At 74.5% G+C, this 26,276-nt stretch carries 27 protein-coding genes and 1 pseudogene; 11 read left to right on the top strand and 17 right to left on the bottom strand.

Features of this window, described 5'->3' with window-relative positions; genetic code table 11:
* The first annotated feature begins 183 nt into the window (after positions 1-183).
* The 3 genes from KIK08_RS05630 (at position 184) to KIK08_RS05620 (ending at position 1,225) form a co-directional block, all read left to right on the top strand.
* Positions 184-375, top strand: a complete 192-nt coding sequence (locus KIK08_RS05630) for a hypothetical protein (protein ID WP_214401918.1) — start codon at positions 184-186, stop codon at positions 373-375.
* A 125-nt stretch (positions 376-500) separates the two neighbouring features.
* Complete coding sequence (locus KIK08_RS05625; RefSeq protein WP_214401917.1) at positions 501-974, top strand: DinB family protein; 474 nt, start codon at positions 501-503, stop codon at positions 972-974.
* A 62-nt stretch (positions 975-1,036) separates the two neighbouring features.
* Complete coding sequence (locus tag KIK08_RS05620) at positions 1,037-1,225, top strand: hypothetical protein (RefSeq protein ID WP_214401916.1); 189 nt, start codon at positions 1,037-1,039, stop codon at positions 1,223-1,225.
* A gap of 12 nt (positions 1,226-1,237) precedes the next feature.
* On the opposite strand, the gene KIK08_RS05615 is transcribed toward KIK08_RS05620, so the two are convergent.
* Positions 1,238-1,972: a methyltransferase domain-containing protein gene (locus tag KIK08_RS05615; protein WP_308257416.1), complete on the bottom strand. Its 735-nt coding sequence runs from the start codon at positions 1,970-1,972 to the stop codon at positions 1,238-1,240.
* Between the two features lie 98 nt (positions 1,973-2,070).
* Between KIK08_RS05615 and KIK08_RS05610 the strand changes: the two genes are divergently transcribed.
* Together KIK08_RS05610 and KIK08_RS41540 are read left to right on the top strand one after the other, a co-directional pair.
* Positions 2,071-2,286, top strand: coding sequence for a putative signal transducing protein (locus tag KIK08_RS05610; protein WP_214401914.1), 216 nt, complete (start codon positions 2,071-2,073; stop codon positions 2,284-2,286).
* Between the two features lie 372 nt (positions 2,287-2,658).
* Positions 2,659-3,792, top strand: a complete 1,134-nt coding sequence (locus tag KIK08_RS41540) for a right-handed parallel beta-helix repeat-containing protein (protein ID WP_214401913.1) — start codon at positions 2,659-2,661, stop codon at positions 3,790-3,792.
* A gap of 50 nt (positions 3,793-3,842) precedes the next feature.
* On the opposite strand, the gene KIK08_RS05600 is transcribed toward KIK08_RS41540, so the two are convergent.
* Together KIK08_RS05600 and KIK08_RS05595 are read right to left on the bottom strand one after the other, a co-directional pair.
* Positions 3,843-5,423 (bottom strand): ArnT family glycosyltransferase, encoded by a 1,581-nt coding sequence (locus KIK08_RS05600; RefSeq protein WP_214401912.1) that lies wholly within the window; start codon positions 5,421-5,423, stop codon positions 3,843-3,845.
* Positions 5,424-5,473: 50 nt separating this feature from the next.
* Positions 5,474-6,798: pseudogene (locus KIK08_RS05595) on the bottom strand (MFS transporter).
* Positions 6,799-6,872: 74 nt separating this feature from the next.
* Between KIK08_RS05595 and KIK08_RS05590 the strand changes: the two are divergent.
* Together KIK08_RS05590 and KIK08_RS05585 are read left to right on the top strand one after the other, a co-directional pair.
* The gene (locus tag KIK08_RS05590) at positions 6,873-7,373 is read left to right on the top strand and encodes a winged helix-turn-helix transcriptional regulator (RefSeq protein WP_214401911.1); all 501 of its coding nucleotides are present in this window, start codon (positions 6,873-6,875) and stop codon (positions 7,371-7,373) included.
* Positions 7,374-7,561: 188 nt separating this feature from the next.
* The gene (locus KIK08_RS05585) at positions 7,562-8,731 is read left to right on the top strand and encodes an LLM class flavin-dependent oxidoreductase (protein WP_214401910.1); all 1,170 of its coding nucleotides are present in this window, start codon (positions 7,562-7,564) and stop codon (positions 8,729-8,731) included.
* Positions 8,732-8,736: 5 nt separating this feature from the next.
* Here the strand turns inward: KIK08_RS05585 and KIK08_RS41535 are convergent, their stop codons facing one another.
* Positions 8,737-9,120: a DUF732 domain-containing protein gene (locus KIK08_RS41535; protein ID WP_214401909.1), complete on the bottom strand. Its 384-nt coding sequence runs from the start codon at positions 9,118-9,120 to the stop codon at positions 8,737-8,739.
* An 81-nt stretch (positions 9,121-9,201) separates the two neighbouring features.
* Between KIK08_RS41535 and KIK08_RS05575 the strand changes: the two genes are divergently transcribed.
* Positions 9,202-9,582: a hypothetical protein gene (locus tag KIK08_RS05575; RefSeq protein ID WP_214401908.1), complete on the top strand. Its 381-nt coding sequence runs from the start codon at positions 9,202-9,204 to the stop codon at positions 9,580-9,582.
* 202 nt (positions 9,583-9,784) lie between these two features.
* Here the strand turns inward: KIK08_RS05575 and KIK08_RS05570 are convergent, their stop codons facing one another.
* The 6 genes from KIK08_RS05570 to KIK08_RS05545 all read right to left on the bottom strand — a co-directional run bounded on the left by KIK08_RS05570 (position 9,785) and on the right by KIK08_RS05545 (position 16,176).
* Complete coding sequence (locus KIK08_RS05570) at positions 9,785-11,167, bottom strand: alpha/beta hydrolase domain-containing protein (RefSeq protein WP_214401907.1); 1,383 nt, start codon at positions 11,165-11,167, stop codon at positions 9,785-9,787.
* An 85-nt stretch (positions 11,168-11,252) separates the two neighbouring features.
* On the bottom strand, positions 11,253-12,524 hold the full coding sequence (locus tag KIK08_RS05565; protein ID WP_214401906.1) for a glycosyltransferase: 1,272 nt from the start codon (positions 12,522-12,524) through the stop codon (positions 11,253-11,255).
* A 120-nt stretch (positions 12,525-12,644) separates the two neighbouring features.
* A complete protein-coding gene (locus KIK08_RS05560; RefSeq protein WP_214401905.1) occupies positions 12,645-13,283 on the bottom strand; it encodes an AmiS/UreI family transporter in 639 nt (212 codons plus the stop codon).
* Between the two features lie 79 nt (positions 13,284-13,362).
* Positions 13,363-14,616 carry a formamidase gene (gene fmdA / locus KIK08_RS05555; RefSeq protein ID WP_214401904.1) on the bottom strand — a complete coding sequence of 418 codons (1,254 nt, stop codon included), beginning with the start codon at positions 14,614-14,616 and terminating at the stop codon, positions 13,363-13,365.
* 88 nt (positions 14,617-14,704) lie between these two features.
* Positions 14,705-14,992 carry an FmdB family zinc ribbon protein gene (locus KIK08_RS05550; RefSeq protein WP_214401903.1) on the bottom strand — a complete coding sequence of 96 codons (288 nt, stop codon included), beginning with the start codon at positions 14,990-14,992 and terminating at the stop codon, positions 14,705-14,707.
* An 89-nt stretch (positions 14,993-15,081) separates the two neighbouring features.
* Entirely contained in the window at positions 15,082-16,176 is a 1,095-nt protein-coding gene (locus KIK08_RS05545; RefSeq protein WP_408004642.1) for a substrate-binding domain-containing protein, read from the bottom strand.
* A 60-nt stretch (positions 16,177-16,236) separates the two neighbouring features.
* Here KIK08_RS05545 and KIK08_RS40895 point away from each other — a divergent pair, with 60 nt between their 5' ends.
* Positions 16,237-16,668 carry a MarR family winged helix-turn-helix transcriptional regulator gene (locus KIK08_RS40895; RefSeq protein WP_214401902.1) on the top strand — a complete coding sequence of 144 codons (432 nt, stop codon included), beginning with the start codon at positions 16,237-16,239 and terminating at the stop codon, positions 16,666-16,668.
* Between the two features lie 142 nt (positions 16,669-16,810).
* Here the strand turns inward: KIK08_RS40895 and KIK08_RS05535 are convergent, their stop codons facing one another.
* From KIK08_RS05535 to KIK08_RS41530, 4 genes are all read right to left on the bottom strand, one after another.
* Complete coding sequence (locus KIK08_RS05535; protein ID WP_214401901.1) at positions 16,811-16,999, bottom strand: hypothetical protein; 189 nt, start codon at positions 16,997-16,999, stop codon at positions 16,811-16,813.
* A 75-nt stretch (positions 17,000-17,074) separates the two neighbouring features.
* Complete coding sequence (locus KIK08_RS05530; RefSeq protein ID WP_214401900.1) at positions 17,075-19,507, bottom strand: FtsX-like permease family protein; 2,433 nt, start codon at positions 19,505-19,507, stop codon at positions 17,075-17,077.
* Positions 19,507-20,211, bottom strand: coding sequence for an ABC transporter ATP-binding protein (locus tag KIK08_RS05525; RefSeq protein ID WP_214401899.1), 705 nt, complete (start codon positions 20,209-20,211; stop codon positions 19,507-19,509). The genes KIK08_RS05530 and KIK08_RS05525 overlap by 1 nt, the downstream gene beginning before the upstream one ends.
* Positions 20,211-20,687: a M15 family metallopeptidase gene (locus KIK08_RS41530; RefSeq protein ID WP_308257414.1), complete on the bottom strand. Its 477-nt coding sequence runs from the start codon at positions 20,685-20,687 to the stop codon at positions 20,211-20,213. Before KIK08_RS41530 ends, KIK08_RS05525 begins: the two co-directional genes overlap by 1 nt.
* A gap of 410 nt (positions 20,688-21,097) precedes the next feature.
* On the opposite strand from KIK08_RS41530, the gene KIK08_RS05515 reads away from it, so the two are divergent.
* Positions 21,098-21,775: a response regulator transcription factor gene (locus KIK08_RS05515; RefSeq protein WP_214401898.1), complete on the top strand. Its 678-nt coding sequence runs from the start codon at positions 21,098-21,100 to the stop codon at positions 21,773-21,775.
* Positions 21,768-22,862, top strand: coding sequence for a sensor histidine kinase (locus KIK08_RS05510; protein ID WP_214401897.1), 1,095 nt, complete (start codon positions 21,768-21,770; stop codon positions 22,860-22,862). The genes KIK08_RS05515 and KIK08_RS05510 overlap by 8 nt, the downstream gene beginning before the upstream one ends.
* Before the next feature lie 123 nt (positions 22,863-22,985).
* On the opposite strand, the gene KIK08_RS05505 is transcribed toward KIK08_RS05510, so the two are convergent.
* The 3 genes from KIK08_RS05505 to KIK08_RS05495 are packed head-to-tail and all read right to left on the bottom strand — an operon-like array spanning position 22,986 to position 26,196.
* Positions 22,986-24,065, bottom strand: coding sequence for an epoxide hydrolase family protein (locus tag KIK08_RS05505; RefSeq protein ID WP_214401896.1), 1,080 nt, complete (start codon positions 24,063-24,065; stop codon positions 22,986-22,988).
* Positions 24,062-25,120, bottom strand: coding sequence for a Gfo/Idh/MocA family protein (locus tag KIK08_RS41525; RefSeq protein WP_214401895.1), 1,059 nt, complete (start codon positions 25,118-25,120; stop codon positions 24,062-24,064). Before KIK08_RS41525 ends, KIK08_RS05505 begins: the two co-directional genes overlap by 4 nt.
* The gene (locus KIK08_RS05495; RefSeq protein ID WP_214401894.1) at positions 25,117-26,196 is read right to left on the bottom strand and encodes a Gfo/Idh/MocA family protein; all 1,080 of its coding nucleotides are present in this window, start codon (positions 26,194-26,196) and stop codon (positions 25,117-25,119) included. The genes KIK08_RS41525 and KIK08_RS05495 overlap by 4 nt, the downstream gene beginning before the upstream one ends.
* Positions 26,197-26,276 lie beyond the last annotated feature (80 nt).

The raw sequence follows: 26,276 nt of genomic DNA, 5'->3' as shown, positions 1-26,276 counted from the left end.
TGACTCCTCGGGACGAGGCGGGGGCCTACCAGCCGGAACGTAGGAGCGCCGCGGAGAACCTGTCAACGGGCCGGGCGACGGGGGCCGGCGGGGTTTCACGGAGTGTGATTCGGCGTCGCGCGAAGTGGGCACTCAGCTCCCGAGCGTCCCAGGCCGTCGTGGCCCTCGACCGGGAGGAAACCCGTGACCGCGATCATCTCCGCTGTTCTGTTCGGCCTCGCACTGCTCTTCGCCCTCTTCGGGCTCAGCCTCTCGGTCATCACCGCCGAGGTCCTGATGCTTGCCGGGCTGCTGTGCCTGGCGCTGCACCTCGGCGGCGTCGGCGGCGGGCCGGTGAAGGTGCGCAGCTACTCGCGCCGCCGCCCCGTCCGCTGACGATTCCGGTCCGCTCCCGACGCGCCCTCGCCACGGTGGGGGCGCGTCCGCGTTCCCGGGCGTGAACACGTCCCGATCCCCGCGACGGGGCCCGGTGGGCGGCGCGGGCGCGTAGCGTCCGACCCGTGGCCGATGGCGAACCCCCTCGGGTCGACGGCGACGACCGTCGTGTGCTCCGCGCCCTGCTCCAGCTCCAGCGGGAGTCACTGGTCCGCCAGGTGGACGGGGTGGACGAATGGGACGCCCGGCGCGCACTCGTCCCGAGCGGCACCTCGCTGCTGCGGCTCGTCCGGCACATGGCGTGGGTCGAGTCGAGGTGGGTCGAGGAGCGTTTCGCCGGCAAGGCCCCGGCGATCCCCGACGACGCCGTCGGACCGGACGACACCGTGGCCGCCGCCCTCGACGCGTACCGCGCGGGGTGGGCGCGCGTCGATTCCGTCGTCGAGTCCGCGGACCTCGACGACGCCTGCCGGAACGCGGGGCAGGACGATCCGCCGACGCTGCGCTGGGTGCTGGCGCACCTCCTGCAGGAGACCGCCCGGCACGCCGGGCACGCCGACATCATCCGCGAGCAGATCGACGGCGAGATCGACCGGTAGCGCCGCCGGCGTTGCTCCTCGCCGGTCGGCGGCGATGGGGCCCGGGCGGGCATCATCGCGGGATGCGCTTCCTCCTCCCCGCCCTCGGCGTGGTCCTGGCCCTGGTCGGCGCGGTCTGGACCCTGCAGGGCGCCGGCCTGCTGGGTGGCAGCTTCATGACCGGGTCCCGGCTGTGGCTGGTGATCGGCCTGGTGTGCCTGGTCGGCGGCGTGTGGCTGCTGGTGCGGGCCGTGCGCGCCAGGGCGCGGTGAGGCTGGACCCGCTCACACCGCGCCCGGTGCCGTGGCCGCGGCCAGGAACACCGGGACGGCGACCAGCACCCGCCCGTCCCGCGCCCGCCGCCGCTGCTCGTCCATCCAGGCGCCCGCCCCCTCGACGGGCGCGCCCGCGTACCCCTCCAGCATCGGGAGCGCCACCGCCGGGTCGGTGAACACGCTGACCCGGGCCTCGACCATGACGTCGGTGAACCCGTTGTCCAGCAGGGTCGCGCGGTAGGCGCGCGCGGACCGCGGAGCCGGCATCGCGTCCGCGCGAGCGCGCAGGAGGGCCCGCGTCGTCCCCGGGTCGTCGGAGTCGACGACGATCGCGTCCCAGTCCTGGCCGGTCAGCACGACGCGACCGCCGGGCGCCAGCACGCGCCGGGCCTCGGCCAGCGCCCGGGCCGGGTCGTCGAGCAGGTGGAAGACCTTGTCGGCCCGGTACCCGGCGACCTCACCGTCCGCCAGCGGCAGCGCGTACGCGTCGGACCGGCGGAAGTCGTGGCCGGGTCGGCGCCCGGCGGCCACCGCGAGCACCGCCGGATCGGGGTCCACGCCGATCGCGCGCACGCCCCGCGCGACGAGTTCGGCGACGGCGAGCCCGGACCCGCAGCCGACGTCGACCACCGCCGCGCCGGGCGGGACGGCGAGCAGGTCGTAGGAGCGCGCCCGCAGCCGGGCGGCGGCGGGCAGGGCGTCGGCGAGGTCGAGCCGGGCGAGGGAAGCAGGGGGAGTGGGCACGCCCGGAGCCTCGTGCTTCATGTCGACGTGAGGTCAAGCCGGCGTCGGCGCGGTAAAGGCGCACGACAGGGACCCGCCGCGTCAGTACGGTCGGGGTCATGGTGGAGCTGTTGCGGACCGCGGACCAGGTGCTGTTGAGCTTCGCCTCGGCGCTGCTGGCCGGTTCCGGCATCGATCACCACGTGGCCGACCGTCACGACAGCGACCTCGCGGTGGGCGGGATGCAACCCCGGCTGCTGGTGCCCGACGACCGGCTCGACGACGCCCGCTGGCTCCTGGTCGACGCCGGCCTGCTCGGCACCGCACCCCGCTGACCCGGCCGCCCCTACCGTCGAGAACGAACTTGTCGTTATAATCCCGCCCTGTCGATCACGACAAGTTCGTTCTCGACGGGGCCCTGTGTCGAACCGGTAACGCCGCGACCGCCCGTCACGATACGTAGACAGCCTTTCACTCGGTCGTGTCGGGGGACCGACGGGTGGGGCCCGCGCAGGAGCTCGTCGACGGCGGTGCCGGACGGGCGGTCAGGAGCGGGTCCGCCCGTCGACGAACATCCGATCGAGGCGTCTGGCACCCGCTCCCCGGTCCGGCTGCTCCCCGCCCGCCCGGTGATGGCGCACGCGCGCTCACCGGTCGGGCCGCACTCCGGCGACGGGCGCGCAGTCGAACGGACAGGAGTACCGAACGTGCAGAGCCTCATCGCCCTGGCCGCCGCCGCGGTGGCCGCCACGCTCTCCTTCTCGCCGGCGCAGCCTCCGCCGCCGCAGCCGCCGGACGCGCCGCTGGCCCCGGCCGTGCTGGCCACGCGCACGGTGCCGTGCACCAACACGCTGACGGACGCCCGGCTCATCAACAACCGGATCGCGGCGAGCAAGCCCGGCGACGAGATCGTCTTCAACGGCCCGTGCCTGGTCAACGAGACGATCAAGCTGCTGGGCAACCGCACCTACCGCGGCGGCTCCCGCACCGGCACGCAGATCAAGCAGGCCGACGGGGCCAACCTGCCGGCGATCTTCGCCAGCGACAGCTGGGTGGACAACTCCTCCACCACCGGCCTGCCGATCACCCTGCGGACGCTGACGATCAACGGCAACGTCGCGAACAACCCGACCGCGGGCGACTCGATCGTGCTGCGCTCCTGGCAGACGACCGTCGAGGACATCGAGATCAACGGAAGCGCCCGCGACGGCGTCCGGGTGACCAGCGTGTCGGCCAACGGCACCCGGTTGACCAACACCCAGGTCAACGGCCGGATCGCCAGCATGCAGATCAACCGGTCGGGCCGCCACGGCGTCAACGTGGACGACCCGGGCAACAGCGTCACCGACTGGCAGCTCGCCGACAACTACATCGCCGGGACCGGCAGCGACGGCGTCTCGATGGACAACACCGCCGGCTGGCTGATCACCGGCAACCACATCTACGGCGTCGACGGCGAGACCGGGCTGGCCATGAACCGGCTCTACGGGTCCTCGGTGCACGACAACTACATCGAGGACTTCGGCACCTACGGCATCTACGCCGCCGTCCAGGGCGGTGCGGCCAGCACGATCTCCAGCAACCGCATCTTCAAGTTCAACGACGGCAGCGGCACGTTCCTGCACGTGCGCGGCAACTACGCGAACGCGTTCGTGAGCGTGACCGGCAACGCCATCCGCGGCAACGGCGAGGGCATCGGCCTGGACTACCAGCGGGGCAGCGCGGAGAGCCTGGAGGTCGTCTCGACCGGCAACCTGGTCAGCGAGGTCACCATCCCCCGCCAGGTCGGCGAGGGCGTCACCCTCTCCTCCGGCACCCTGGCCGACGACGGCACCCTGTAGCCCCGTCCGGTGCGGCACCCAGGTCACGGGGTGCCGCACCCGGGCCGGTCTCAGCCCCGGTGCGTCAGCACCAGCGGGCTGCGCCCGCCCAGCGGCCCTTCGACCTCCCACACCCGGACCACCCGCCCGGTCGCCGCGGCGGGGTCGACGAAGTCGAGGCTCCACGGGGTGTCGATCGGCGGCGGGCTGCGGCGGTGGAGCCCGTTGAGCCGCATGAGCTCGGCGCGCAGCCCGCCCTCGGCGGCGCGGGCGCGCATGACCCGGTCGGTGCGGGCCGGTTCGCTGAGGAAGTCCAGCGTCGCGACCGGTGCCGCGTAGTAGGCCAGCGCGCCGAGCTCCCCGGGCCCGCTGATCGGCTCGCCGCCGGTCAGCGCGGGCAGCTCCGCGGCGACGGCGGCGTACTCCGAGGTCAGGGCCAGGTTCGCGACGAGCGGCGCGGACGTCCACGGCAGCGCCCCGGACGTCGCGACCCCGGCGCAGGCCGCCAGCACGACGACCCCGCTGCCCACCCCCGCCAACACCGGCCGACCCGCCGCGCCGACGGCGACGCCGAGCGCCGCGGCCGAGCACGCCACGGCCGGCCCGTAGTACCAGCCGGCGCCCTGCGCGCCGATCAGTTCGAGCGCGCCCAGGTGCGCCCACCCGGCCGCCACGAGCAGCAGCACCGCGACCGCCCAGCGCCGCCGCGGGCGCACGGCCGCGACGACGGCCGCCACCACGGCGAGCACGACGGGCACCGCGCTCGCCCCCGTCACCAGGGGGAAGGCCCGCAGCCACCCGAGCACCGCGGGCAGGATCGTGAGCCCCGAGCTGTCGTCGGTGCGTACCCACGTCGTGTCCGGAACCGCCCCGCCGAGGTGGAACCACGACCAGACGTGCCAGGGCAGCGCGACCAGCGCGGCCAGCCCGGCGGCGGCCGCGAGCCCCCCGACCCGTCGCCAGCGGGTCTTCGGTGCCGTGAGCAGGCCCAGCGCGAGGACGGCGGCGGGTACGGCCAGGTCGGGCCGGGTGAGCACGGCCAGCCCGCACAGCACCCCGGTGACGACCACGCGACCGCCCAGCGCGGCCTGGGCGAGCCCCAGCAGGACCGCGGCACCCAGGTAGGCCTCCAGGCCGATGGTCGCGGACAGCACGGGCGAGGTCGCGATGACGGCGACCGTCAGCCACCCCCCGGCGGGCGCGACGCCCACCCGACGCGCGAGCCCCACCGCGAGCCACCCGCACGCGGCCAGGCACAGCACCGCGAACCCGGACGCCACCAGCAGCGGCTGGTCGACGAGCACCATGCCGGCGGCCAGCAGCCACGCGTTCAGCGGGCTGGTCTGGGTGTTCGCCGTGATGCCGGGGAACACGCCCCACGTCCCGGACTCCGCGAGCGTCCGCGCGTAGCTGACGGTGATCAGCGCGTCGTCGCCCAGCGCCCGCTGCATCAGCCAGCAGACGACGACCCCGACCACCGCGCCGAGCAGCGCCCCGACGACCTGGACGCGGCGACCCGACGCCGTCCGCGGCCCGGCGTCGTCCGTGCTGGTGGCGGCCCGGTGCGCGGGCCGGCGACCGTGCTCGCCCGGCGCGGGACGCGGCGCACGTCGACCACGGCCGGTAGCCGCGTGCCTACCCGTCCCCACCATGGCTCACACGATAGGAGTACACCGCCCTGACCCGGAACTCGTGTCAGCGGTCACGAACGCGCTCCCGCGTCCGGCGTCCTGGTCGCCTCCGGGGTCTTCCCGGGCCGGCGCCGGTGCTCCCGCGCGACCACCGACAGCGCGGCCGCGATCGCGCACATCGCGGCCCCGCCCCACCAGGCGTAGGTGTAGGCGCCGAAGGTGTCGCGGATGACGCCGGCGCCGAACGCGGCGACGGCGGCGCCGATCTGGTGGGAGGCGAACACCCAGCCGAAGACGATCGTGCCGCGCTCGCCGAAGATCTCCCGGCACAGGGCGGCGGTCGGCGGGACCGTGGCGACCCAGTCGAGGCCGTAGATGACCACGAACAGGACCATGCTCGGGTGCACCTCGTCGGACAGCAGCCAGGGCAGTATGAGCAGGCCGACGCCGCGGAACGTGTAGTAGCCGACCAGCAGCTTGCGCGGGTCGAACTTGTCGGTCAGCCAGCCGGAGGCGATCGTGCCGGCGATGTCGAAGATCCCCACCAGGGCCAGCAGGCCGGCGGCGGTGGTGGCGGACATCCCGTGGTCGTGGGCCGAGGGGATGAAGTGGATGCCGATGAGCCCGTTGGTGGTCGCCCCGCAGATCGCGAACGCGACCGCCAGCGCCCAGAACGCCCGCCGGCGGGACGCGAAGGCCAGGCCCTCGACGGCGCGCCGGACCGCGCCGCCCACGGCCCGCGTCGGGGCGACGTAGGTGGCCGGGTCGGCGCCGTAGGGCAGGACGCCGCGCTCGTCGGGGAAGTCGCGGACGATCCACCACACCAGCGGCGCGACGGCGAGCGCCGACGCGGCGATGACCAGCGACGCCGCCCGCCAGCGACGTTCTCGGCGAGCGCGGCGACCGGGGGCAGGATCACCAGCTGCCCGGTGGCCGAGCCGGCGGTGAGCACGCCCATGACGAGGCCGCGGCGCTCGACGAACCACCGGTTGGCGATGGTCGCCGCGAACACCAGCGCCATCGCCCCGGTGCCGGTGCCGATCAGCAGGCCCCAGAACACCAGCAGCTGCCAGGAGGCCGTCATGACGATGCTGCCGCCGGAGCCGAGCGCCACCAGGACCAGGGCCGCGGAGATGACCCGGCGCATCCCGAAGCGGTCCATCAGGGCGGCGGCGAAGGGCGCGACGAGCCCGAAGAGCACCAGGTTGATGCTCACGGCCAGTGACATGACGCTGGTCGACCAGCCGAACTCGTCGTGCAGCGGCACCATCAGGGCGCCGGGTGCGCCGCGGAAGCCCGCGGCCCCCAGCAGCGCCAGGAACGCGACGGCCGCCACCCACCACGCCGGGTGGACGCGGGACCGGTGGGGTGCGCGCTCGTCTGACCGTGACGCCATGGATTCCTGACTTTCTTGAACGAAGCTATATGCTCGCGGCAGCCTAACCGAGGAACGAGCTGACGGGAACGGCCATGCCCCTGCGATCCGACTGGTCCGACGACATGTGCCCGATCCGCCGCTCGCTGGACGTGCTCGGCGACGGCTGGGTCCTGCTGATCATCCGCGACGTGCTGCACGGCCGCGGCCGCTTCGACTCGCTGCGCGACGGTCTCGGCATCTCCGAGGCGGTGCTCAGCCGCCGCCTGCACGCCATGGTCGACGCCGGCCTGCTGGTCCGCGTCGACTACGACAGCGGCGGGCGCACGCGCCAGGGCTACGCGGCCACCGAGGCCGCGGCCGAGCTGCTGCCCGTCCTGCAGTTGCTCGCGCTGTGGGGCGAGCGGCACACGGCGATGCCGGCCGGTGGCGGGCACATGGCGATGATCCACCGGACGTGCGGCAGCGAGACCGCGCGCGGGGAGGTGTGCAGCGCCTGCGGCGAGCCCCTCGTCCCCGAGCGCATGACGTGGGTCAAGCCGTGGAAGGGCACGCGCGACGCGCTCGTCCCGCCGGGGGTCCTGGCCGACTCCTGAGCTGTTCCACGCCATTCCGGGAAATGGCTGGGGCGAACCGCCGGCAATCGCCCGATGGTGTTTCCGTCGACCCCGTTCGCGCGCGATTGATGACCGGCCGTTCCGGCCCGTGGACCGAGCGTGCGACTTTGTGGCGGAGACGCCGCGGTCGCTGGTTCATTGCTCGCAGGACGAGCGGCGGAGGCCCGATGAAGATCGACCTGTTCAACGAGATCCAGAACCCCCGACCGTGGCCGGAGGGCCACGAGCAGCTGCGGTTCTCCCGGGCTCTCGAGCAGGCCGTCCTCGCCGACGAGCTCGGCTACGGGTGCTGGTGGCAGGTCGAGCACCACGGTGCGGGGGAGTTCAGCCTCTCCTCGGCGCCCGAACTCATGCTCGCGGCCCTGTCGCAGCGGACCAGCCGGATCCGGCTCGGGCATTCGGCCGTGCTCGCCCCGGGCCGCTTCAACCACCCCATCCGCATCGCTGAACGGGCCGCCACGCTGGACCACCTGAGCGGCGGCCGGGTCGAGCTCGGCCTGACCCGCTCGACGATCCCGGAATGGCGCCTGTTCGGTATCGAGCCCGACGACGCCCGCGCCCAGACCGGGCAGGCGTTCGAAATGGTGCCCCGGATGTGGACGTCGGAGCGCTTCTCCTACGAGAGCGAGCACTACCGCATCCACGACGTCCCCATTTCCCCGAAGCCGCTGCAGCGGCCCCACCCGCCGTTGTGGCAGGCGGCGGCGACCCCGCCGTCGTTCGAGGAGGCGGGCCGGCGCGGGGTCGGCGTGCTGGGCACCACGATGTGGCAGTCGCTGGAGCGCGCCGGCCGGCTGGTCGAGCTGTACCGGGCGGCCGCGGCCGCGTGCACCGACCCGGTCGGGGCGTTCGTCAACGACCAGGTCGGCTTCTTCACCTTCGTGCACTGCGCCGACACCGACGAGGAGGCCATGCGCAACGGCGCCGCCGCGGCCGCGGCCTGGTACACGGTGACGGCGCTGACCTTCTTCGAGGCGGCCGGCGAGTTCGTGCGGGCCACCGCGCGCCACGCCGAGATCGTGGCCGCCCCCGACGGCGGCGGCCTCACCGGCGAGTTCCTGCGCTCCGAGGTGCGCGACGCGCCGACCGAGGCGAACCTGCTGATCGCCCGGATCCTGCAGGGCGAGGCGGTGTCGGACGACGAGGTCTTCACGGTCCTGAGCGCCCAGGACTCGCTGATCGTCGGCAGCCCGGAGACCTGCCGCAAGAAGCTGCGGGCCTACGCCGACCTGGGGATCGACCGGATGATGTGCCTGCAGCAGATCGGCGGCATCCCGCACGAGGCGGTGATGAGGAGCATCCGGCTCGTCGGCGAGCTGATCCCCGACCTGGCCTGACCCGGTCAGCCGGCCGCGCAGAGCGTCTCCCGCGCCGCGTCGACGATCTTCGTGGCGTCGGCGTCGGAGAGTTCGACGCCGTCACCGCCGAACCGCTCGGCGGCGTCGGCGGCGAGCTTGTCGGCCGGCGAGTCGTTCCGCAGGCCGAAGCAGATGCTCTCGCCCCGGCCGACGGCCTGCTCGGGCCGCTGCGCGAGAGCGGGCGAGACCGCCCCGACCCGCTCGACGAACGCCAGTTCCGACGGCGTCAGCGGCGCGGTCGCGGACTTCCCGGCGGCCGTGGCCGGGGCGGCCGCGACGGGTGCGATGGCGGGTGCGGCGGCGGCGCAGCCGGCCAGCACGAGCAGGGGCAGGGCGATGGTGGTGGCGAAGCGCGGGGAGCGGGTCACTCCTGATCATCGCCGAGTGCGAGCGGCTGGTTACGGACCGGGTGGCGCGGGGCTAACCTGCGCTGGGGGCAGGGGGTGTCCATGGTCGGCATCGCGATGGTCACCGCGCTCGGCGGGGCGGTGGCGGCGGCCGTCCTGCTGGTGGTCGCCCGCCCCGCCGATGCCCGCCGCACCGTCCGGCTGGCCGCCGCGGCGATCGTCGTCCTGACCGCCGGCCTGCTCACGCCGTTCGCGGTCCAGGACTCCGGTCCGGCGGCGATCTACCTGCTCGGCGTCCCCGTCGTCGCGGCCGTAGTCCCACCGCTGGCCCGGCGCACCGCCGTCGACCTGCTCGCCGCGGCGGCGATCGGCGGGTGGGGCCTGCTGCTCGGACTCGGCATCGGCGGAGCCTTCCTCCCGCCGGCCCTCCTGCTCCTGGCCGCCCCCGCCCTGGCTCCCCCGTCGAGAACGACGTTGTCGTGATCAACAAGCCCTGTTGATCACCACAACTTCGTTCTCGACGGGACCGCGGGCGCGGGGGTCAGCGGCGGATTGGACGAGAACCGCTTTCGTCCAACCCGGCGCCGTCCCCGGGCAGCGCGCGGCGCGGGACGAGCGCGGCTTTCGTCCGGCCTCGTCGGGCGAAAGCCACTCTCGTCCACCAGCCCCCCGCCACGGGGCGGGGTCAGGTCGGGACGCGGTCCGTGGCGCAGGCCCGCCGGTACTCCTCGGCGGCCTCCGCGACCGCGGGGGCGACGTCGCGGGGCAGCAGCACCCCGGCCTCGACCGCCCGCTGCGCCGCCGCCTCGAAGCGGGCCAGGTAGCCGGTCTCGTCGCCGTAGAGCGCGTCGAGCTTCTCCCGGGTGAAGGGGTCGTTGGAGCCGCGGAGCGCGCCGACGAAGTCGGTGCTCAGCGGGACCGAGCTGTTGGTGGCCACCGGGGCCTCGACCTGCGGCAGCCGGATGCCGCCGCGGGCGATGCCGTGCTCGTCGCGGACCACGGTCGGCTCGGCGCCGGCGAACTCGACCAGCGGCTGGCTCGGGGCCGGGGCGCCGCCGCCGGCCCAGCGGTTCATGTGGTGCAGCGCCGCGTCGTAGAGCGGGGTGATCGCGATGCGGTTCATCCGCTCGGGCTCGGGCGGCGGGGCGACGCCGAAGTCGCGCCGGTACTTGCGGTTGCGCAGCAGCTGCGACTGCACCGCGACGTGCGTGGTGCCGGCCGACTCCCAGGTGACGACGCGGTCGGTGTCGGGTTGGCGCACGGAGTGGCAGGCGATCGCCTCCAGCTCGGAGTTGACCACCATGACCGGCACGTCGAGCTCGCGGAGCAGGTTGGCGCCGCGCGGCAGCCGGGCCGGGCCGGGGACGGCGGCGGGTGCCACGGTGCGGTCGCCGCCTTCCAGCGGGGTGCCGGCGCCGAAGTAGATCTGCAGGATGAAGCCGTCGAAGACGCGGCCGAGCGGGTGGATCGCGTTGACGTAGGTCGACAGCCTGCCGGCCGACTGGGAGGCGCCGAGTGCGATCACCCGCTGCACGTCGAGCCCGCCGAGCGGGTCGATTCCCGAGCGGTCGCGGTTGGCGCCGACGGCCCGTCCGACCTGGGAGAAGATGTCGTAGGAGCAGTCGTCGGTCGGGATGTCGAGCGATCCGTAGCGCCCCGGATCCCATGCGGCGAGGCCCTGCGGGGCGGCCGGGAAGCCGTGCACGCCGACGCGCTGCACGGTGGCGCCGACGAAGGCGTACCCGCCCTCGATGATCTCCGGGGTCTCGCCGTGGAACAGCTCGTAGCCCGCGGTGACGTTGTTCCAGCAAACGACCGCGGTGCCGTTGAACCGCTCGGGGTCGGCGGGCCGGTAGACGAGCAGCCGGGTGGTGAACGGCAGCGTGCCCTTGGGCTCGACGCGCCACAGCCCGTCGCGGCCCAGTTCGGTGCCCACGACGGGGCGGTAGGTGGTGGCGTCGCCGGAGAGGAAGAACTCCTCCTCGACGTAGCCGTGCTCGGCGAGGTCGAGGATCGGCCGGCCGAAGGCCCAGCCGTGGTCGCCACCGGTGACGGGTCCGTGGATCATCGCGCTCCCTGTTGGGCTGACGGCGTTGTCGTCCCCCAGGGTGACCGATAGTTGCCCTTGGGCAAAGACTTTGGAGCGGTCCCGGTCACGCCGAGGCACGGGTCGGGCCGGATCGGACCAGCCGCTCCAGGACCTCGACCGCCGTGCCCGTCCCGTCCTCGGCCCGGATCAACTCCCCGATCGCGGCCGCGCGGCGCCGGTAGGACTCGTGCTCGACGAGTTCGCCGAGGCGCCGGGTCAGGCCTGCGGCCAGCTTCCGGGCGGGCAGTGGCCGCGGGCCGGCGCCCGCCGCGTGCACCCGGGCACCCCAGAACGGCTGGTCGCCGAGGAACGGGCAGATCAGCGTCGGCTTCCCGGCGCGCAGGCCGGCCGCGGTGGAGCCGGCGCCGCCGTGGTGCACGACGGCGGCGACCCGGTCGAAGAGCCAGTCGTGCGGCACGGCGTCGACGACGAGGACGTCGTCGGTGGGCGCGTCGCCCGCGGTCAGCCCGCCCCACCCGGTGGCGACGATCCCGCGCACGCCGTTCGCGCGCAGCGCGCCGAGCACCGCCTCCCGCCGCTGGTCGGCTCCCTTGCCGAAGCCCATCGAGCCGAACCCCACGTAGACCGGCGGGTCGCCGGCGGCCAGGAAGTCGGTGAGCCGGGCGTCGGGTCGCCAGCCGGCGTCGGCCGGCAGGAACCAGTAGCCGGTCACGTGCGCGGACGGCGGGTAGTCGGCCGGCACCGGCACGACGTGGCGGCTGTACGGGTAGAGCACGGTGACCGGCGACCCGTCCGGGTTGCGCAACGGGTCGGCGAGCCGGCCGGTGCGGCCCAGCCCCACGCGGCGCCGGAAGTCGTTGATCATCGCGCCGTACATGACGGTGGCGATGCGGGGGAACAGGTAGGAGGCGCGGTTGCCCCAGCCACCCAGCGAGGCGCCGCCGAGGAACGGGATCGGGTGCGCCCGCGTCGGGGTGTAGAAGGGCAGCGGGATCGACAGCACCCCGGGCACCCCGAGCGCCTCGGCCATGTGCGGTCCGGCCAGGCACTTGGGGTGGTGGACGATCAGTTCTGGCCGGCTGGCCAGCGCCGCCGCCCACTGCTCGTCGAAGTGCTCGCGCATCGCCTCCCGCATCACGCCCAGCGTCCGCAGCGCGTCGCGCGGCCCGCTCAGCTCCGGCATGACGTCCTGCAGCGTGGTCAGCATGCGCGAGCCCGCGGGGTGCAGGGCCAGCCCGGCGCCGGTGACCAGGTCGCGGAAGCCCTCCGGGACGGCCAGCGCCACCTCGTGGCCGCGGGCCCGGAGGGCGCCGCCGAGCGCGACGTAGGGCTGGATGTCGCCGCGGGTGCCGAAGGTGGTGATCAGGATGCGCACGGTGCCGCCTCGGTCGGCCCGGGCTTGGCCCGGGGCACGGGAAATCGGAGCCGACCAGACTTCCCGGCGCACCTGTTCCGCAGCGTAGACCCGAGCCGTGCCAGGCGCGAGACCCGGCGCTCAGGCCGGGACGTGCCGGTCCGGCGCGACCGGCGCGTCCCGGTGGCCCGCCCGCCGCACCATCACGACGAAGAGCCCCCCGTAGACGACGACGCCGAACACCGCGAGCACCACGGCCAACGGCGTCGCGAGCGCGGCGTAGCCGCCGGTGAGCAGCAGCAGCGCCGGCACCCACCCCGTCACCCAGCCCTGGATCGCGCAGACGGCCCCGGTGTAGCGGCCCAGGCTCTCCCGGCGCAGCCCGAGGACCAGGAAGAACAGCAGCCACAGGAACGCCCAGTGCAACCAGATGACGCCGAAGCCGGGGTCGGCGAAGCGGGTGAAGTTCAGTCCGGAGTAGACGAGCGCGGACAAGAACACGAACAGGCAGAAGTAGCCCAGCCCGGTGCCGTCGAGGTCGAAGGTGAGGTTCAGCCCGACGTAGAGGTAGGTGAAGGCGAACAGGTACAGCCCGGCCGCCGACAGGATCGTGTCGGCGTCGCCGTCCGCGGTGAAGATCAGGTAGGTCGGGGTGATGATCTGCAGCGCGCCGACGAAGAAGTTGATCGGCGCCGCGGACTTGGCGTCCACCCAGCCCAGCAGCATCACGCCGTTGATGAACAGCACGGCGCCGACGAAGAGCAGCCCGACGGATCCCATGGCACGTCCCCTTTCTCGGGGTACACGGGTGGGCCGGTGCCGGGCGGCCGCGCGCCGCCCGGCACCGGGAGGGGAGGGGTCAGGCCCTCGCCACGGGGACGCCCTGACCGGGGTCGATCTGCTGCGGCCCGTTCGCGCTGGGCCGCACGTCGATGTCGAAGATGGCGGTCGGGAGGTAGACCGTCGAGCACGAGTTCGGGATGTCGACGACGCCCGACAGCCGGCCCTCGATCGGCGCGGCGCCCAGGATCATGTAGGCCTGGATGTCGCTGTAGCCGAACTTCTGCAGGTAGTCGATGGCGTGCAGGCAGGCCCGCTGGTACGACAGGTGCGAGTCGAGGTAGCGCTGCTCACCGGAGAGCGTCACCGACGTGCCGGAGAACGCGAGCCACTGGTCGTAGCGCGGGTCGACGTTGCCCGGCATGAAGATCGCGTTCTCGCTGACCCCGTAGGTCGCCATGCCGCCCTTGATCAGGTCGACGTGCAGGTCCATGAACCCGCCCATCTCGATCGCCCCGCAGAAGGTGATCTCGCCGTCGCCCTGGGAGAAGTGCAGGTCGCCCATCGAGAGCTTGGCGCCGTCGACGAAGACGGGGTAGAAGACCCGGGAGCCCTTGGTGAGGTTCTTGATGTCCTGGTTGCCGCCGTTCTCGCGCGGCGGCGCGGTGCGGGCCGCCTCGGCGGCGACCCGGTCGAACTCGTCGCCGCGCAGGCTGCCCAGGATCGCCGAGTCGGGGTTGGGCGGCAGCGCCAGCGGCGGCACCCGGTCCGGGTCGGTGTCGATGAGGGCCTGCTCGCGGGCGTTCCACCTGGCCAGCAGTTGCGCCGACGGAGCGGTGCCCATCAGCCCGGGGTGCACGATGCCGGTGAACGAGACGCCCGGCACGTGCCGCGACGTGGCCCGGCCGCCCTGGAAGTCCCAGACGACCTTGTAGGCGTCCGGGAACTGCTCGGTCAGGAACCCGCCGCCGTTGCGGGTGGCGAAGACACCCGTGTAGCCCCAGCCCTGGCCGGCGAGCGGGCCGGAGTCCTCCTGGGGGATCGGGCCGACGTCGAGGATGTCGACGATGAGCAGGTCGCCCGGTTCGGCGCCCTCGACGGCGATCGGGCCGGACAGCACGTGCACGCCGGGCAGTGGCGCGTTGAGGATGTCGTCGGCGGAGTCGTCGTTGTGGATGGCGCCGTCGAACCACTCGCGGCAGTGCACGCGGAAGCTGTCGCCGGGCTTGACGTGCACCAGCGCCGGGATGTCGGGGTGCCAGCGGTTGTGGCCGACGATGCGCTGCTCGGTGAACTTCTTCTGGGAGTCGAGCGGGAACACGACCTCGGGCATGCGGGAGCACCTCTCTCGTGGACGGCACGGTCGAGCAGGCCCACCGACGGGTGGGCCGATCGGGTCGCGGCCGCGGGGCCGCCTGGGGTCAGGGGCGCGGCAGGTGGCGCGTGCGCGGGTCCAGCCGCGGCGCCGCGCGGCGCGCCCGGGGTGCGGCCGGGACCGCCGACACGACGGCCGGGTCGGTCCGGGACGCCTCGGACCGGTCGATGAGGGCCATCCGGCCGCGGTCGGCGAGCCCCAGCATCGGCGCCGTGATCATGCGCGGCGCGGTCGCGCCGCAGGCCGGGCACGGGACCGTCGCCGGGGCCGTGCCGATCGGCCGGCGGACGTCGAGCGGGCCGTCGACTTCGCAGCGGTAGGTGTAGGTCGCCATCGGGTCCTCACCGTCAACATTGACGAGCGCGGAAATAATTTCTCTGGAAAGTAACGACTGAGCAGGCCGGTGTCAACGGGCCTCGCCGGTCAGAGCTGCTGGATGACGTCCCAGGTCAGGCCGTCGGCCACGGCCAGGAACACGCGCTGGCGCAGGTGCCGGTCGCGGATCTGCACGGTGCCGCGCGGGCTCTCGTACGACAGCCCCTCGGCCACCGACATCATCGGCCGGACCGCCGTCGAACCCGCCCGCCGCATGAGCGCAGTGAGCAGCCGCACCCCCTCGTAGCAGGACTCGCCCAGGCTGTTGAGCACCGGAGCGTCGGCGCCGAAGCGGCGGAAGTACGCCGCCGCGAAGTCCAGGCTCGACGTGGTGGTGAGGTCCTCGAAGTAGCCCGCCGAGGTCATCAGCCCGCGGGTGTTGTCGGCGCCGGAGGCGAGCAGCACGTTCTCGTCGATCAGGGAGCTGAACCGCAGCATGTCGCGGTCCAGGCCGAGCGCGCTGAACGCCCGGTTGAACTCGACGGCGTCGGCGCCGATGAGCAGCATCAGGACGGCGTCGCAGCCGCTGCGCTCCACGCGCTTCAGCACGGGCCCGAAGTCGGTCGTGCCCAGCGGCACGTACATCTCGTCGCAGACGGTGCCGCCGATCCGGCGCAGGAAGCGCCGCGCCACCGCGGCCGAGCGGCGCGGCCAGACGTAGTCGTCGCCGACGATCGTCCACCGCCGGGCCCCGGCCGCCCCGGCGAACCAGTCCAGCGCCGGACCCAGCTGCAGGTCGGGCGTCTCGCCGGTGAGGAACACCCCCGGCCGGTGCTCGCCGCCCTCGTAGAGCGCGGTGTACGCGTAGGGCACCCGGCCGTCGATCACCGGGGCGACGGCCTCCCGCACGGCCGAGATGTGCCAGCCCGTCACCGCCTCGACCGCGCCCGCCTTGAGCAGCGCGTCGACCTCGCGGGCCACCGCGGCCGGCCCCGCGCCGCCGTCGACCGGGACGAGGTTCAGCTCCCGGCCGAGCACGCCGCCCTCGGCGTTGACCTCCTCCATGGCCAGCTCGCCGCAGCTCTCGCAGGACGGCCCGAAGATGCCGGCCGGCCCCTGCAGCGGGATGACCAGCGCCATGTTCAACACGTCCGGTCCGCGGCCGGGCGACGTGGGATGCTGAAGGGCCTCGTAGCGGGCCATCCGGCCACGCTAGCCACATCCGCAGCCCGCGAGCTGCTCCGTTCGGAGGATCGGGATCGAGTGAGCGACGAATCGCTGCGCCTGCTCTCGATCGTCGAACGCGCCGCCACCCAGCGCCTCGACGACGCCCTGCGCGCCGCGGGCGCCGACATCGACCAGTGGCGGATCCTGTCGCTGCTCGCCGAGCGGGGCGGCTGCCCGATGAACGTCGTCGCCGAGCACGCCCTGCTGCTCGCCCCGAAGCTGTCCAAGCTCGTCGACCGCATGGTCTCGGCCAACCTGGTGCTGCGCCGCGTCGACGACGAGGACCGCAGGCGCGTGCTGGTCTTCGCCACCGCCCGCGGCCGGAAGGCGCTGGCCGGCTGGGACATCGCCGCCGCCGGGGTGCAGGAGCAGTTCCAGGAGATCCTCGGCCCCGACAAGGTGGCCCTCGACGAACTCCTGCGCCGGCTCTCGCACGGCCTGCGGTCCTCGGACGCGCCGACGGGCTGAGCGGCCGCCTGGCGGCCCAGCGCGTCAGTTCGCCCAGGGTGACGAAGGTGATGCCGCGATCAGTTGCCGCAGCAGAACCGGGGGAGGCGGCGCTTGAGGCCGAGCGGGGCGACATCGGTGTCGACGACGACACGGCGCATCGTCAGGCGACCTCCGAGCGGCGCATCGCGTAGAGGTCGGCCAGGAAGTCCTCGACCTCGCCGTCGTCGAAGACGCCGTCGCGGGCGAGGTCGTCAGCCGAGCGGATGGGCTCGCCGGCTCCGAACAGATCATCCGCTGTGGGCCCGGGCCGCTCCGGCCGCTCCGGCCGTCCCGGATCGCTCGTGCTCATGATCGTGCCTCCCGATCCGGATCCGGGTGTCCTGCTCCGCGTCCCGGCCCAGCGGTGGGACGCCGACCACCGGTGTCAGTCGTGGGTCAGCCCCGCGGCCGGGGTCACCCGCGCGGCCCGCCGCGCCGGGACGACGGAGGCCAGCACCCCGGCCAGCGCGGCGACCAGGACGACGGCGCCGAGGGAGGGCCAGGGGATCTGCAGTGTGGCGCGGGTCAGTGCCTGCTTGATGAGCGTCTCGTGGGTGACCCAGGCGAACGCGACGCCGATGGTGGTGCCGAGCAGGGTGGCCACCACCGCCATCAGCGCCGCCTCCGCGGCCAGCATCCGCCGCAGCTGCCGGCGCGTCAGGCCCAGCGCGCGCAGCATCGCGTGCTCGCGTGCGCGTTCGAGGACCGACAGCCCCAGCGTGTTCCCGATCCCGACCAGGGCGATCGCCACCGAGACGCCGAGCAGCCCGAGCACCGACCAGGTGAGGACGTCCAGCTCCCGCTGCTGCACGGCGCGGGCCTGCAGTTGGTCCTCCACGCCGGCGCCGGCCCCGGCGGCCAGGCCGGTCAGGTCGTCGACGAGCCGGAGCGGGTCGGCGTCAGGGGCGGTGCGCACCCAGACGGCCCGCGGCTCGGGGGTGTCGACGAGCCGGGCGAGGTCCTCGGGCGCGACGAGGCCGGCGTTGCCCCAGCCCGAGAGGGAGATGACCCGCAGCTCGACGCGCCGGTCGCCGACGCGCACCGCGACCCGGTCGCCGGGCTCGATCCCCAGGTCGCGGAACGAGCCCAGGTCGAGCCGGATCGTGCCCGGTTCCACCCGGGCGAACCCGCCGCCGTCGCGGGCCACGTGCGCCGCGTCGGGTGCGCTGACGACCGGGATCGGGTGGGCGAGGCCGTCGACCCGGGCCACGGCGCCGTGCACGGCGATGGCCCGTTCCACGCCGGTGGTGCCCCGCACCTGGTCGAGGAGGTCGGCGGGCAGCGGCGCGGCGGTCGAGCCGAGCGCCACGTCGACGGGGTGGTTGCGGTTGGTCGTCTCGTCCAGCGCCGCGCCGTAGGTCGCCAGCCCGGTGAGCACGGCGGTCGTCAGGGTGACGCCGATCAGCAGGGCGGCGGTGGTGGTGGCGGTGCGGCGGGGGTTGCGCACGGCGTTCTCGGTCGCCAGCCTGCCGGCGGGCCCGAGCAGCGCCCCGGCGACCCGGACCATCCGGGGGACGACCACCGGCCCGAGCAGCAGCACGCCGCCGAAGAACGCCGCCCCGCCGGCCACCATGACCATGGTGTCGCGGCGGGCGATCGCCACCCCGAGCAGGACCGTCCCGACGACCAGCCCGGACGCGGCGAGCGCGAGCCGCGAGCGGCCGGTGGCCGTGCGCGCGTCGACCGCGGACTCCGGGCGCAGCGCCGCCAGCGGGCTCACCCGGACCACGCCCCGGGTCGGCAGCCAGGACGCGACCGCGGTGACCAGCGTGCCGACCGCGAACCCGGCCAGCAGCCAGGGCACGGGCAGCCCGGGGACACCCATCGGGGTCGTCGGCGCGACCGCGTTGACCAGGGCGATGAGCCCGTAGCCGAGGCCGCCGCCGACCGGCACCCCGATCAGCGACGCGAGCGCCCCGACGGCGAGCGCCTCCCGGCGCACCGACCCGAGCACCTGTCGGCGGGTGGCGCCGACGCAGCGCAGCAGGGCGAAGTCGCGCATCCGCTGGGCGAACAGGATGGCGAACGTGTTCGCCACGACCAGGCCGGCCACGACGAGCGCGACGGCGGCGAACAGCACGCCCATCAGCGCGTACGCGTCGGTGTCGTTGCTGAGCCCGGCCAGGCCCTCGGTGACGTGCTCCTCCGCCGTGCGCGCCACCGCGCCCTCCGGGACGGGCCCGACGTCCCCGCGCACCGCGATCTTGCCGATGTGGAACAGGGGGTGCTCGCGCCAGTGCAGGTACTGCGCCCAGGCGACGTACACCGAAGCCTGGGACTCGGTGGAGGGCGAGTTGACGAGACCGACCACCGCCAGTTCGGTGGCGTCCGCGCCGACCCGGATCCGGTCGCCGACGGCGATGTCGAGGGCAGTGGCGTCCCACACGTGCACGACCGCCTCGCCGTCGCCGGCCGGGAAGCGACCGGCGGTGAGCTCCTGCCAGCGCAGCTCCTCCGACGCGGCGATCGGCCCCACGGTGGTGCTGCCCCGCTCGTCGCCCACCTGCATCGGCAGCAGCACCCGGCCGAGCCCGGACGCGTCGTCGCCGAGGCGGTCGACGAGGGCGATCGCGGCCGCGACGTCGAGGGTGTCCGGGCAGCACGACGGGCCGCGCGGCGGCCGGACCCCCGGATCGGCGACGACCACGTGGTCGGCGCCGCGGTACGGCGCCCCGAAGCCGTCCATGAGCCCGGCCCGCGCCCCGGCGGTGAGCACGCCGACCACGACGACGAAGGCCACCCCGACGACCACCGCGACCGCCGCCGCGACGTAGCGGCGCAGGTGGGTGCGCAGCGACGCGAGCAGGACCGTGCGCATCAGGCGATCCGCCCGTCCCGCATCGTGACGACGTCGTCGGCGTAGGCCGCCGCGTCCCGATCGTGGGTGACCATGACGACGGTCCGGCCGAGCTCGCGCGCCGACCGCCGCAGGTGCTCCAGCACCTCCGCGGACGTGGCGCTGTCCAGGTTGCCGGTGGGCTCGTCGGCGAACAGCAGGTCCGGTCCGGTGACCAGGGCCCGGGCGATCGCGACCCGCTGCTGCTGGCCGCCGGACAGCTCCGCGGGCCGGTGGTCGAGCCGGTCGGCCACGCCGAGGGTCTCGGCGAGGGCGTGCGCGCGCTCCCGCGTCTCCTCGTCGACCCGGCGGCCGCCCAGTTCGAGCGGGAGCAGGATGTTCTGCAGCGCGGTGAGCATCGGCAGCAGGTTGAACGCCTGGAACACGAAGCCGACGTGCTCGCGGCGGAAGACGGTGAGCGCGTCGTCGTCGAGGGAGCCCAGCTCCGTGCCGGCCACGGTCACGGTGCCGCCGCTGGCCTGGTCGAGCCCGGCCAGGCAGTGCATCAGCGTGGACTTGCCCGACCCGCTCGGCCCCATGATCGCGGTGAACCGGCCCCGGACGAGGTCGAGGTCGATGCCGCGCAGGGCGTGCACCTGGGCGTCGCCACGGCCGTAGGTCTTGGTCAGGTCCCGCGCGCTGACGGCGAGCGCCTCCCGGGTGGCCCGGCGGGCTGTGCTGGTCACTACTGGGTCCTCGGATCGTGCGTCGGGTCGGCGTAGAGGGTCGGGCAGCCGGCGTCGGGGGCGTCGGGGCGGAGCTCGAAGTGCCAGGGTTCGTTGCGGTAGACCCGGCACAGGCCGTGCCCGGCGCCGTTCTCGGCCAGCCAGGCCGTGGCGGCGGCCGGACCGATGTCGATCGCCTCGCCGGAGACGTGCAGGGACGTCTCGGGCGTGGCGACCCAGCGGGCGGCCTCCGCCTTCGAGCCGTAGGTCGAGATCGCTTCGTCGAGCAGGTGCTCCTGGTACCCGGGCGAGCGCCAGCCGCTGTTGACGGTGAACGCGACGCCGTCGTCCTCGGCGTCCTCGGCGGCCGCGCGGAGGGCGTCGAGCAGGGCGGGGTCGAGGTTGGCGACGGCCGGGACGTCGTCGAAGACCGTCACGCCGTCGGGGACGACGCCGTCGGCGGCTCCGAGGCGGTCGCCGACGGGACGGTCGGCCACCGGGGGAGCGAGCGGCGGGGCCGCGGTCGCCGGACCGGGTGCGACCGGAGCCGGGGTCGTCCACGACCGGGCCGCCGGTGCGACCGCGACCGCGGCGACGACCAGCGCCGCGACGACGAGGATCGCCGCCGGTCCGCCACGGGACGCACCCCCGGCCGGGACGCGGTGCTGGGGCCGGGGCGGCGGCGGATGTCGCCGGCCCGTGGCCCCTGGCGCCCGCCGCCGGTCGTGGACGGACCGTCCCCGGCCGGTGACGACCGGGATCGGCTGCGTCGGGAACGCATCGGTGGCTGGGAGCGGCGCCCACATCGTCCGGGTCATGCCACCAGCGAAGCCGGGGCGGTGTTGCCGGCGCGTATCCGGTTCTCGATACGTCCACGACATGTCCCGGCTCGTAGCATCGGGGACTTGTGCGCGTGTTGATCGTCGAGGACGAGCCCCTGATGGCCGAGGCCATCCGCGACGGCCTGCGCCTGGAGGCGATCGCGGCCGACATCGCGGGCGACGGCGACACCGCCCTGGAGCTGCTCGACGTCAACTCCTACGACATCGCCGTCCTCGACCGCGACATCCCCGGACCCTCCGGCGACGAGGTCGCCTCGCGCATCGTCGCCTCCGGTCGCGACACCCCGATCCTGATGCTCACCGCGGCCGACCGGCTCGACGACAAGGCGTCCGGGTTCGGGCTCGGCGCCGACGACTACCTCACCAAGCCCTTCGACCTGCGCGAGCTGGTGCTCCGGCTCCGCGCGCTCGACCGCAGGCGGGCGCACAACCGCCCCCCCGTGCGCGAGATCGCCGGCCTGCGCCTGGACCCGTTCCGCCGCGAGGTCCACCGCGACGGCCGCTACGTCGCGCTCACCCGCAAGCAGTTCGCCGTGCTCGACGTCCTCGTCGCCGCGGAGGGCGGCGTCGTCAGTGCCGAGGAGCTGCTGGAACGCGCCTGGGACGAGAACGCCGACCCGTTCACCAACGCCGTGCGGATCACCGTCTCGGCGCTGCGCAAGCGCCTCGGCGAACCCGGGATCATCGCCACCGTCGCCGGCGTGGGCTACCGCATCGACACCGGGGGAGGCGACCGTGGATAGGGCACCCGGTCTGAGCGTCCGGCTGAAGCTGACCCTGAGCTACGCCGGCTTCCTGATGGTCGCCGGTGTGCTGCTGCTGACCGCCGTGTGGGTCTTCCTGCTGCGGGGCGTCGCGCCGCCGAGCCTGTACGCCCCCAGCTTCGCCAACGTCCTGCGGGTGTTCGACCCGAACAACTTCGGCCCGGTCGTCTTCGGCTCGGCGGCGGCCGTGGTGCTGGTGTTCCTGCTGGTGTTCGGCCTCGTCGGGGGCTGGATCCTGGCCGGGCGGATGCTCGCTCCGCTGACCCGCATCGCCGACGCCACCCGCACGGCCGCGACCGGGACGCTCTCCCACCGCATCGAGCTGCCGGGCCGCCGCGACGAGTTCCGCGAACTCGCCGACGCCTTCGACTCCATGCTCGCCCGGCTCGAAGCGCACGTCGCCGAGCAGCGCAGGTTCGCCGCGAACGCCTCGCACGAGCTGCGCACCCCGCTGGCCATCACCCGGACGCTCCTCGACGTGGCCCGCAGCGAACCCGACGGCGACCCCGCCGACCTCGTCGACCGCCTCCGCGTCGTCAACAGCCGGGCCATCGACCTCACCGAGGCGCTGCTGCTGCTCAGCCGCACCGAGCAGCGGTCCTTCACCCGCGAGCCGGTCGACCTGTCGCTCGTCGCGGACGAGGCCGCCGAGACGCTGCTGCCCCTCGCCGAGAAGCACGGCGTCACCGTGGAGACCTCCGGCGACGTCACGCCCACCACCGGCTCGGCCGCGCTCCTGCTGCAGATGGCGACGAACCTCGTGCACAACGCGATCGTGCACAACCTGCCCGGGCGGGGCACGGTGCGCGTCACGACGGGCGTCGACGCGGGGGGCGCGCTGCTGGTCGTCGAGAACACCGGGGAGGTGCTCGCCCCGGAGCTGGTGGCGACGCTCGCCGAGCCGTTCCGCCGCGGCACCGACCGCGTCCGCACCGACCACGCGGGCATCGGCCTGGGCCTGGCGATCGTCAAGAGCATCGCGCAGGCGCACGACGGGACCCTCACGCTCACCCCCGGGCGCGCCGGCGGGCTCCGCGTCGCGGTGCACCTGCCCGCCCCGCGCTGACCCGTTGGCGTCACGCACACCTCGTTGCTGCGACGCACATGTCGTCACGTGTGCGCGACGACCAGCAGGTGTGCGTGACGCGAGCCGGAGGCCGAACGACCAGCGTCCGATACCCGCGGCGGGTCAGCGCAGGAGGTCGAAGAACGCGGCGAGTTCGGCGGCGAACAGCCCCGGCTGCTCCCAGGCGGCGAAGTGGCCACCGCGCTCGGGCTCGTTCCAGTGGCGGATGTCGGTGAAGCGGCGGGCGGCGTCGGCCCTGGTCGGCCGCTGCAGCTCGTAGGGGAAGACCGAGCACCCGGTCGGGACGTGCACGAGGTCGTCGTCGGTCAGCGGGCCGTCGATCCAGCGGCTGACGTCGGCCAGGCTCTCCCAGTAGAGCCGGGCGGCCGACGCGCCGGTGCGGGGCAGCCAGTAGTGCATGAGGTTGTCCAGGACCGCGTCGCGGCCGAGCCGGCTGCGGGGGTCGGTCCAGCGGTCGAGCTTCTCGCCGATCCAGGCGGCCAGGCCGGCCGGTGAGTCGGTGAGCGAGTACCCGATCGTCTGCGGGCGGGTGCGCTGCTGGTGGGAGTACCCCGATTCGTCGTCGTCGGCCGCGGCGGGCTCGGTCCGCGGGGCCAGCGGGGGCAGCAGGTGGATGCCGACGACGTGGTCGGGGTCCTGCTGGCCGAGGCAGGCGCTGACGCTGGTGCCCCAGTCGCTGCCCGCGGCGCCGTAGGCGCGGTAGCCGAGCCTGGCCATCAGGGTCGCCCACGCGTCGGCGATGCGCTGCACGCCCCAGCCGGCCTCGGCCGGTTTGTCGCTCCAGCCGTAGCCCGGCAGCGACGGCACGACGCAGTCGAAGCCGGCGTCGGTGAGGGGCCCGATCGCGTCCAGGAACTCGACGACCGAACCGGGCCAGCCGTGGGTGAGGACGAGCGGGAACGCGTCCGGGCGCGCCGACCGCGCGTGCAGGAAGTGCACGCCCACGCCGTCGATCGTGGTGCGGAACTGGCCGATCGCGGCCAGCCGGGCGGCGCAGGCGCGCCAGTCGTACCCGTCGGCCCAGTACGCGCACAGCTGCCGCAGCTCCTCCAGGTCGACGCCCTGCGCGGCATCCGGTGCGGGATCCGGCCAGCGGGTCTCGCGCAGCCGGGACCGCAGCGCGAGCAGCTCGCCGTCGGGGACGTGGGGGGTGAACGGCTCGACGTCCCGGCCCGGGCTCACGACCGGCCCCGCTCGCCGCGCCTGGCCGGGGCGACCCAGCGGCCCTGCTCGGCGCCGGCGTACATCGCCTCCATGACGGCGACGCGGTCGGCCGCCTCGCCCGCGGACACCAGCGCGTCGACGGGGTGCCCGAGCAGCGCGTCGAGGTAGAGGTCGAACGCGTGCGGCAGCGGCGGCGGCAGGTCGGTCCAGACCCGGCGGCCGTCCGCGCCGTCCACGTGGTCGCTGCGGTAGCGCAGCTCACCGTGGGCGAACGTGGCGTGCCCGTGGGAGCCGGCGACCTCGACCGAGACCGGCGCGCCCGGATCGACCCAGGACCCGGCCACGGCGGCGATCACCCCGTCGTCGAACACCAGCAGGCCCTCCCCGAACTCGTCGCACCCCGGTCGGCGGTCGGTGAGCGACCCGACCGCCGCCGTCACCCTGGCGACGGGGGAGCGGTCGCCGAGGACCCAGCAGAGCAGGTCGACGGCGTGCGTGGCGACGTCGCCGAACCCGCCGAAGCCGGCCTCGGCGGGATCGGCCATCCACCGCCACTCGTCGTCGAACCAGCCGTCGAGGGCGCCCCCGTGGGCGATGCGCACCCGGGCGCCGGTGACGGTGCCGAGGTTGCCCCGGCGCACCTCGTCGCGCAGGAACCGCACGGCCGGCTCGGCGCGGCGCAGGTAGCCGGTCTGGAAGGTGACGCCGCTGCCGTCGATCAGGTCGGCGAGCAGGTGCGCGTCGGCGGCCGTGACCGCCAGCGGCTTGTCGACGAAGACGTCCTTGCCCGCGCGCACGCACGCCGCGACGAGTTCGGTGTGGCGGACGTTCTCCGAGGCGATGACCACGGAGCCGATCGCGGGGTCGTCGAGCACCTCGCGCAGCTCGGTGCGGACGGCGGTCGCCGGGCCGAGCGCGGCGGCCACCCGCTCCGCCCGCGCGCGGTCGTGGTCCCAGACGGCGGCGACCTGCACCCGCCAGCGGAAGGACTCGACGTCGGCGCGCCGGCGCAGGCGCTCGACGAAGTCCCGCGTGTGGATGTGCGCGCACCCGACGAACGCGAGCCGGATCACGGGGCACCCACCGCGGCGGCCTCGGCCCACGGCAGGGGCGCCGGCGGGGCGAAGTCGGAGGGGACCGCGACCCGCTCACCGGTGCGGACCGCGGAGTCGACCGCCGCGAGCACGTCGACGACGTGGGCGGCCTGCTCGGCGCCGCACCGGTGCGGCCGGCCGGTCGCGACGGCCTCGATCATGTCGACCACACCGCGGCCGTTCTCGACGTCGACGCGGGCGTCGCGGACCAGCGGGACCGGCGCGAACCGGCCGTCGCGGCCGGCGCGCTCGACGGGGGCCCCGAAGTGCTGCCAGTCGCCCAGGTGCACCGTGCCTTCGTCCCCGTGCAGATCGACCGTCGCCGAGCCCCGGCCGCCGCGCGGCAGGTGGAACCCGGCGCTCAGCCGGACCGTCGTTCCGTCGGCGAGGGTGAGCACGGCGACGACGAAGTCCGGGGTCGTCACGGCGAACCGGGTGCCGTCGAGGGTCGTGCGCTCGTCGCGCAGCACGCGCCCCGTCGCGTGCACGGTGCGCACGGGCCCGAGCATCGCGGTGACCAGCGTGAGCGGGTAGACGGCCAGGTCGGCCACCGGCCCGATCCGGTAGAACGGCTCGGGCGCCGGGTGCCACGCCTCCAGCGGCCCGCCGTGCGCCTCGGCGAACACGGTGCGGACCCGCCCGATCGCCCCCTCGCGGACCAGCCGCCACGCCGTCTGCTGGGCCTCGCCCAGCAGCGTGCACGGCGCGCACCCCAGCCGACGACCGGTCGCGCGCGCCAGGTCGAGCAGCTCGCGGGCCTCCGCCGGGGTCGTGGCCAGCGGCTTCTCGCTGTACACGTGGGCGCCTGCACGCAGGCACCGCCGGGTGACCTCGGCGTGGGCGGCGAACACGGTGGTGTTGACGACCAGGTCGACGCCGTCGGCCAGGAGGTCGTCCGGGGTGGTGTGGGCCCGGGCCGAGAAGGCCCCGGCCAGGGCCTCGGCGCGCTCGGCGACGACGTCGCAGACGCCGACGAGCTCGGCGACCCCCGAGCGCCGCAGGTCCTGCGCGTAGGACCGCGCGATCTGCCCCGCGCCGACGATCCCGACCCTCATCGCCGCACCGCGATTTTTCTCATGCAGCGAGCATAATCAGTCGAGAGGTTGTCGCAAGCCTGATTCCGGGCCTCCCGCGG

It is taken from the genome of Pseudonocardia lacus, from assembly GCF_018531445.1.
GTDB lineage: Bacteria > Actinomycetota > Actinomycetes > Mycobacteriales > Pseudonocardiaceae > Pseudonocardia > Pseudonocardia lacus.
This window is presented reverse-complemented; position numbering and strand designations above follow the sequence as displayed.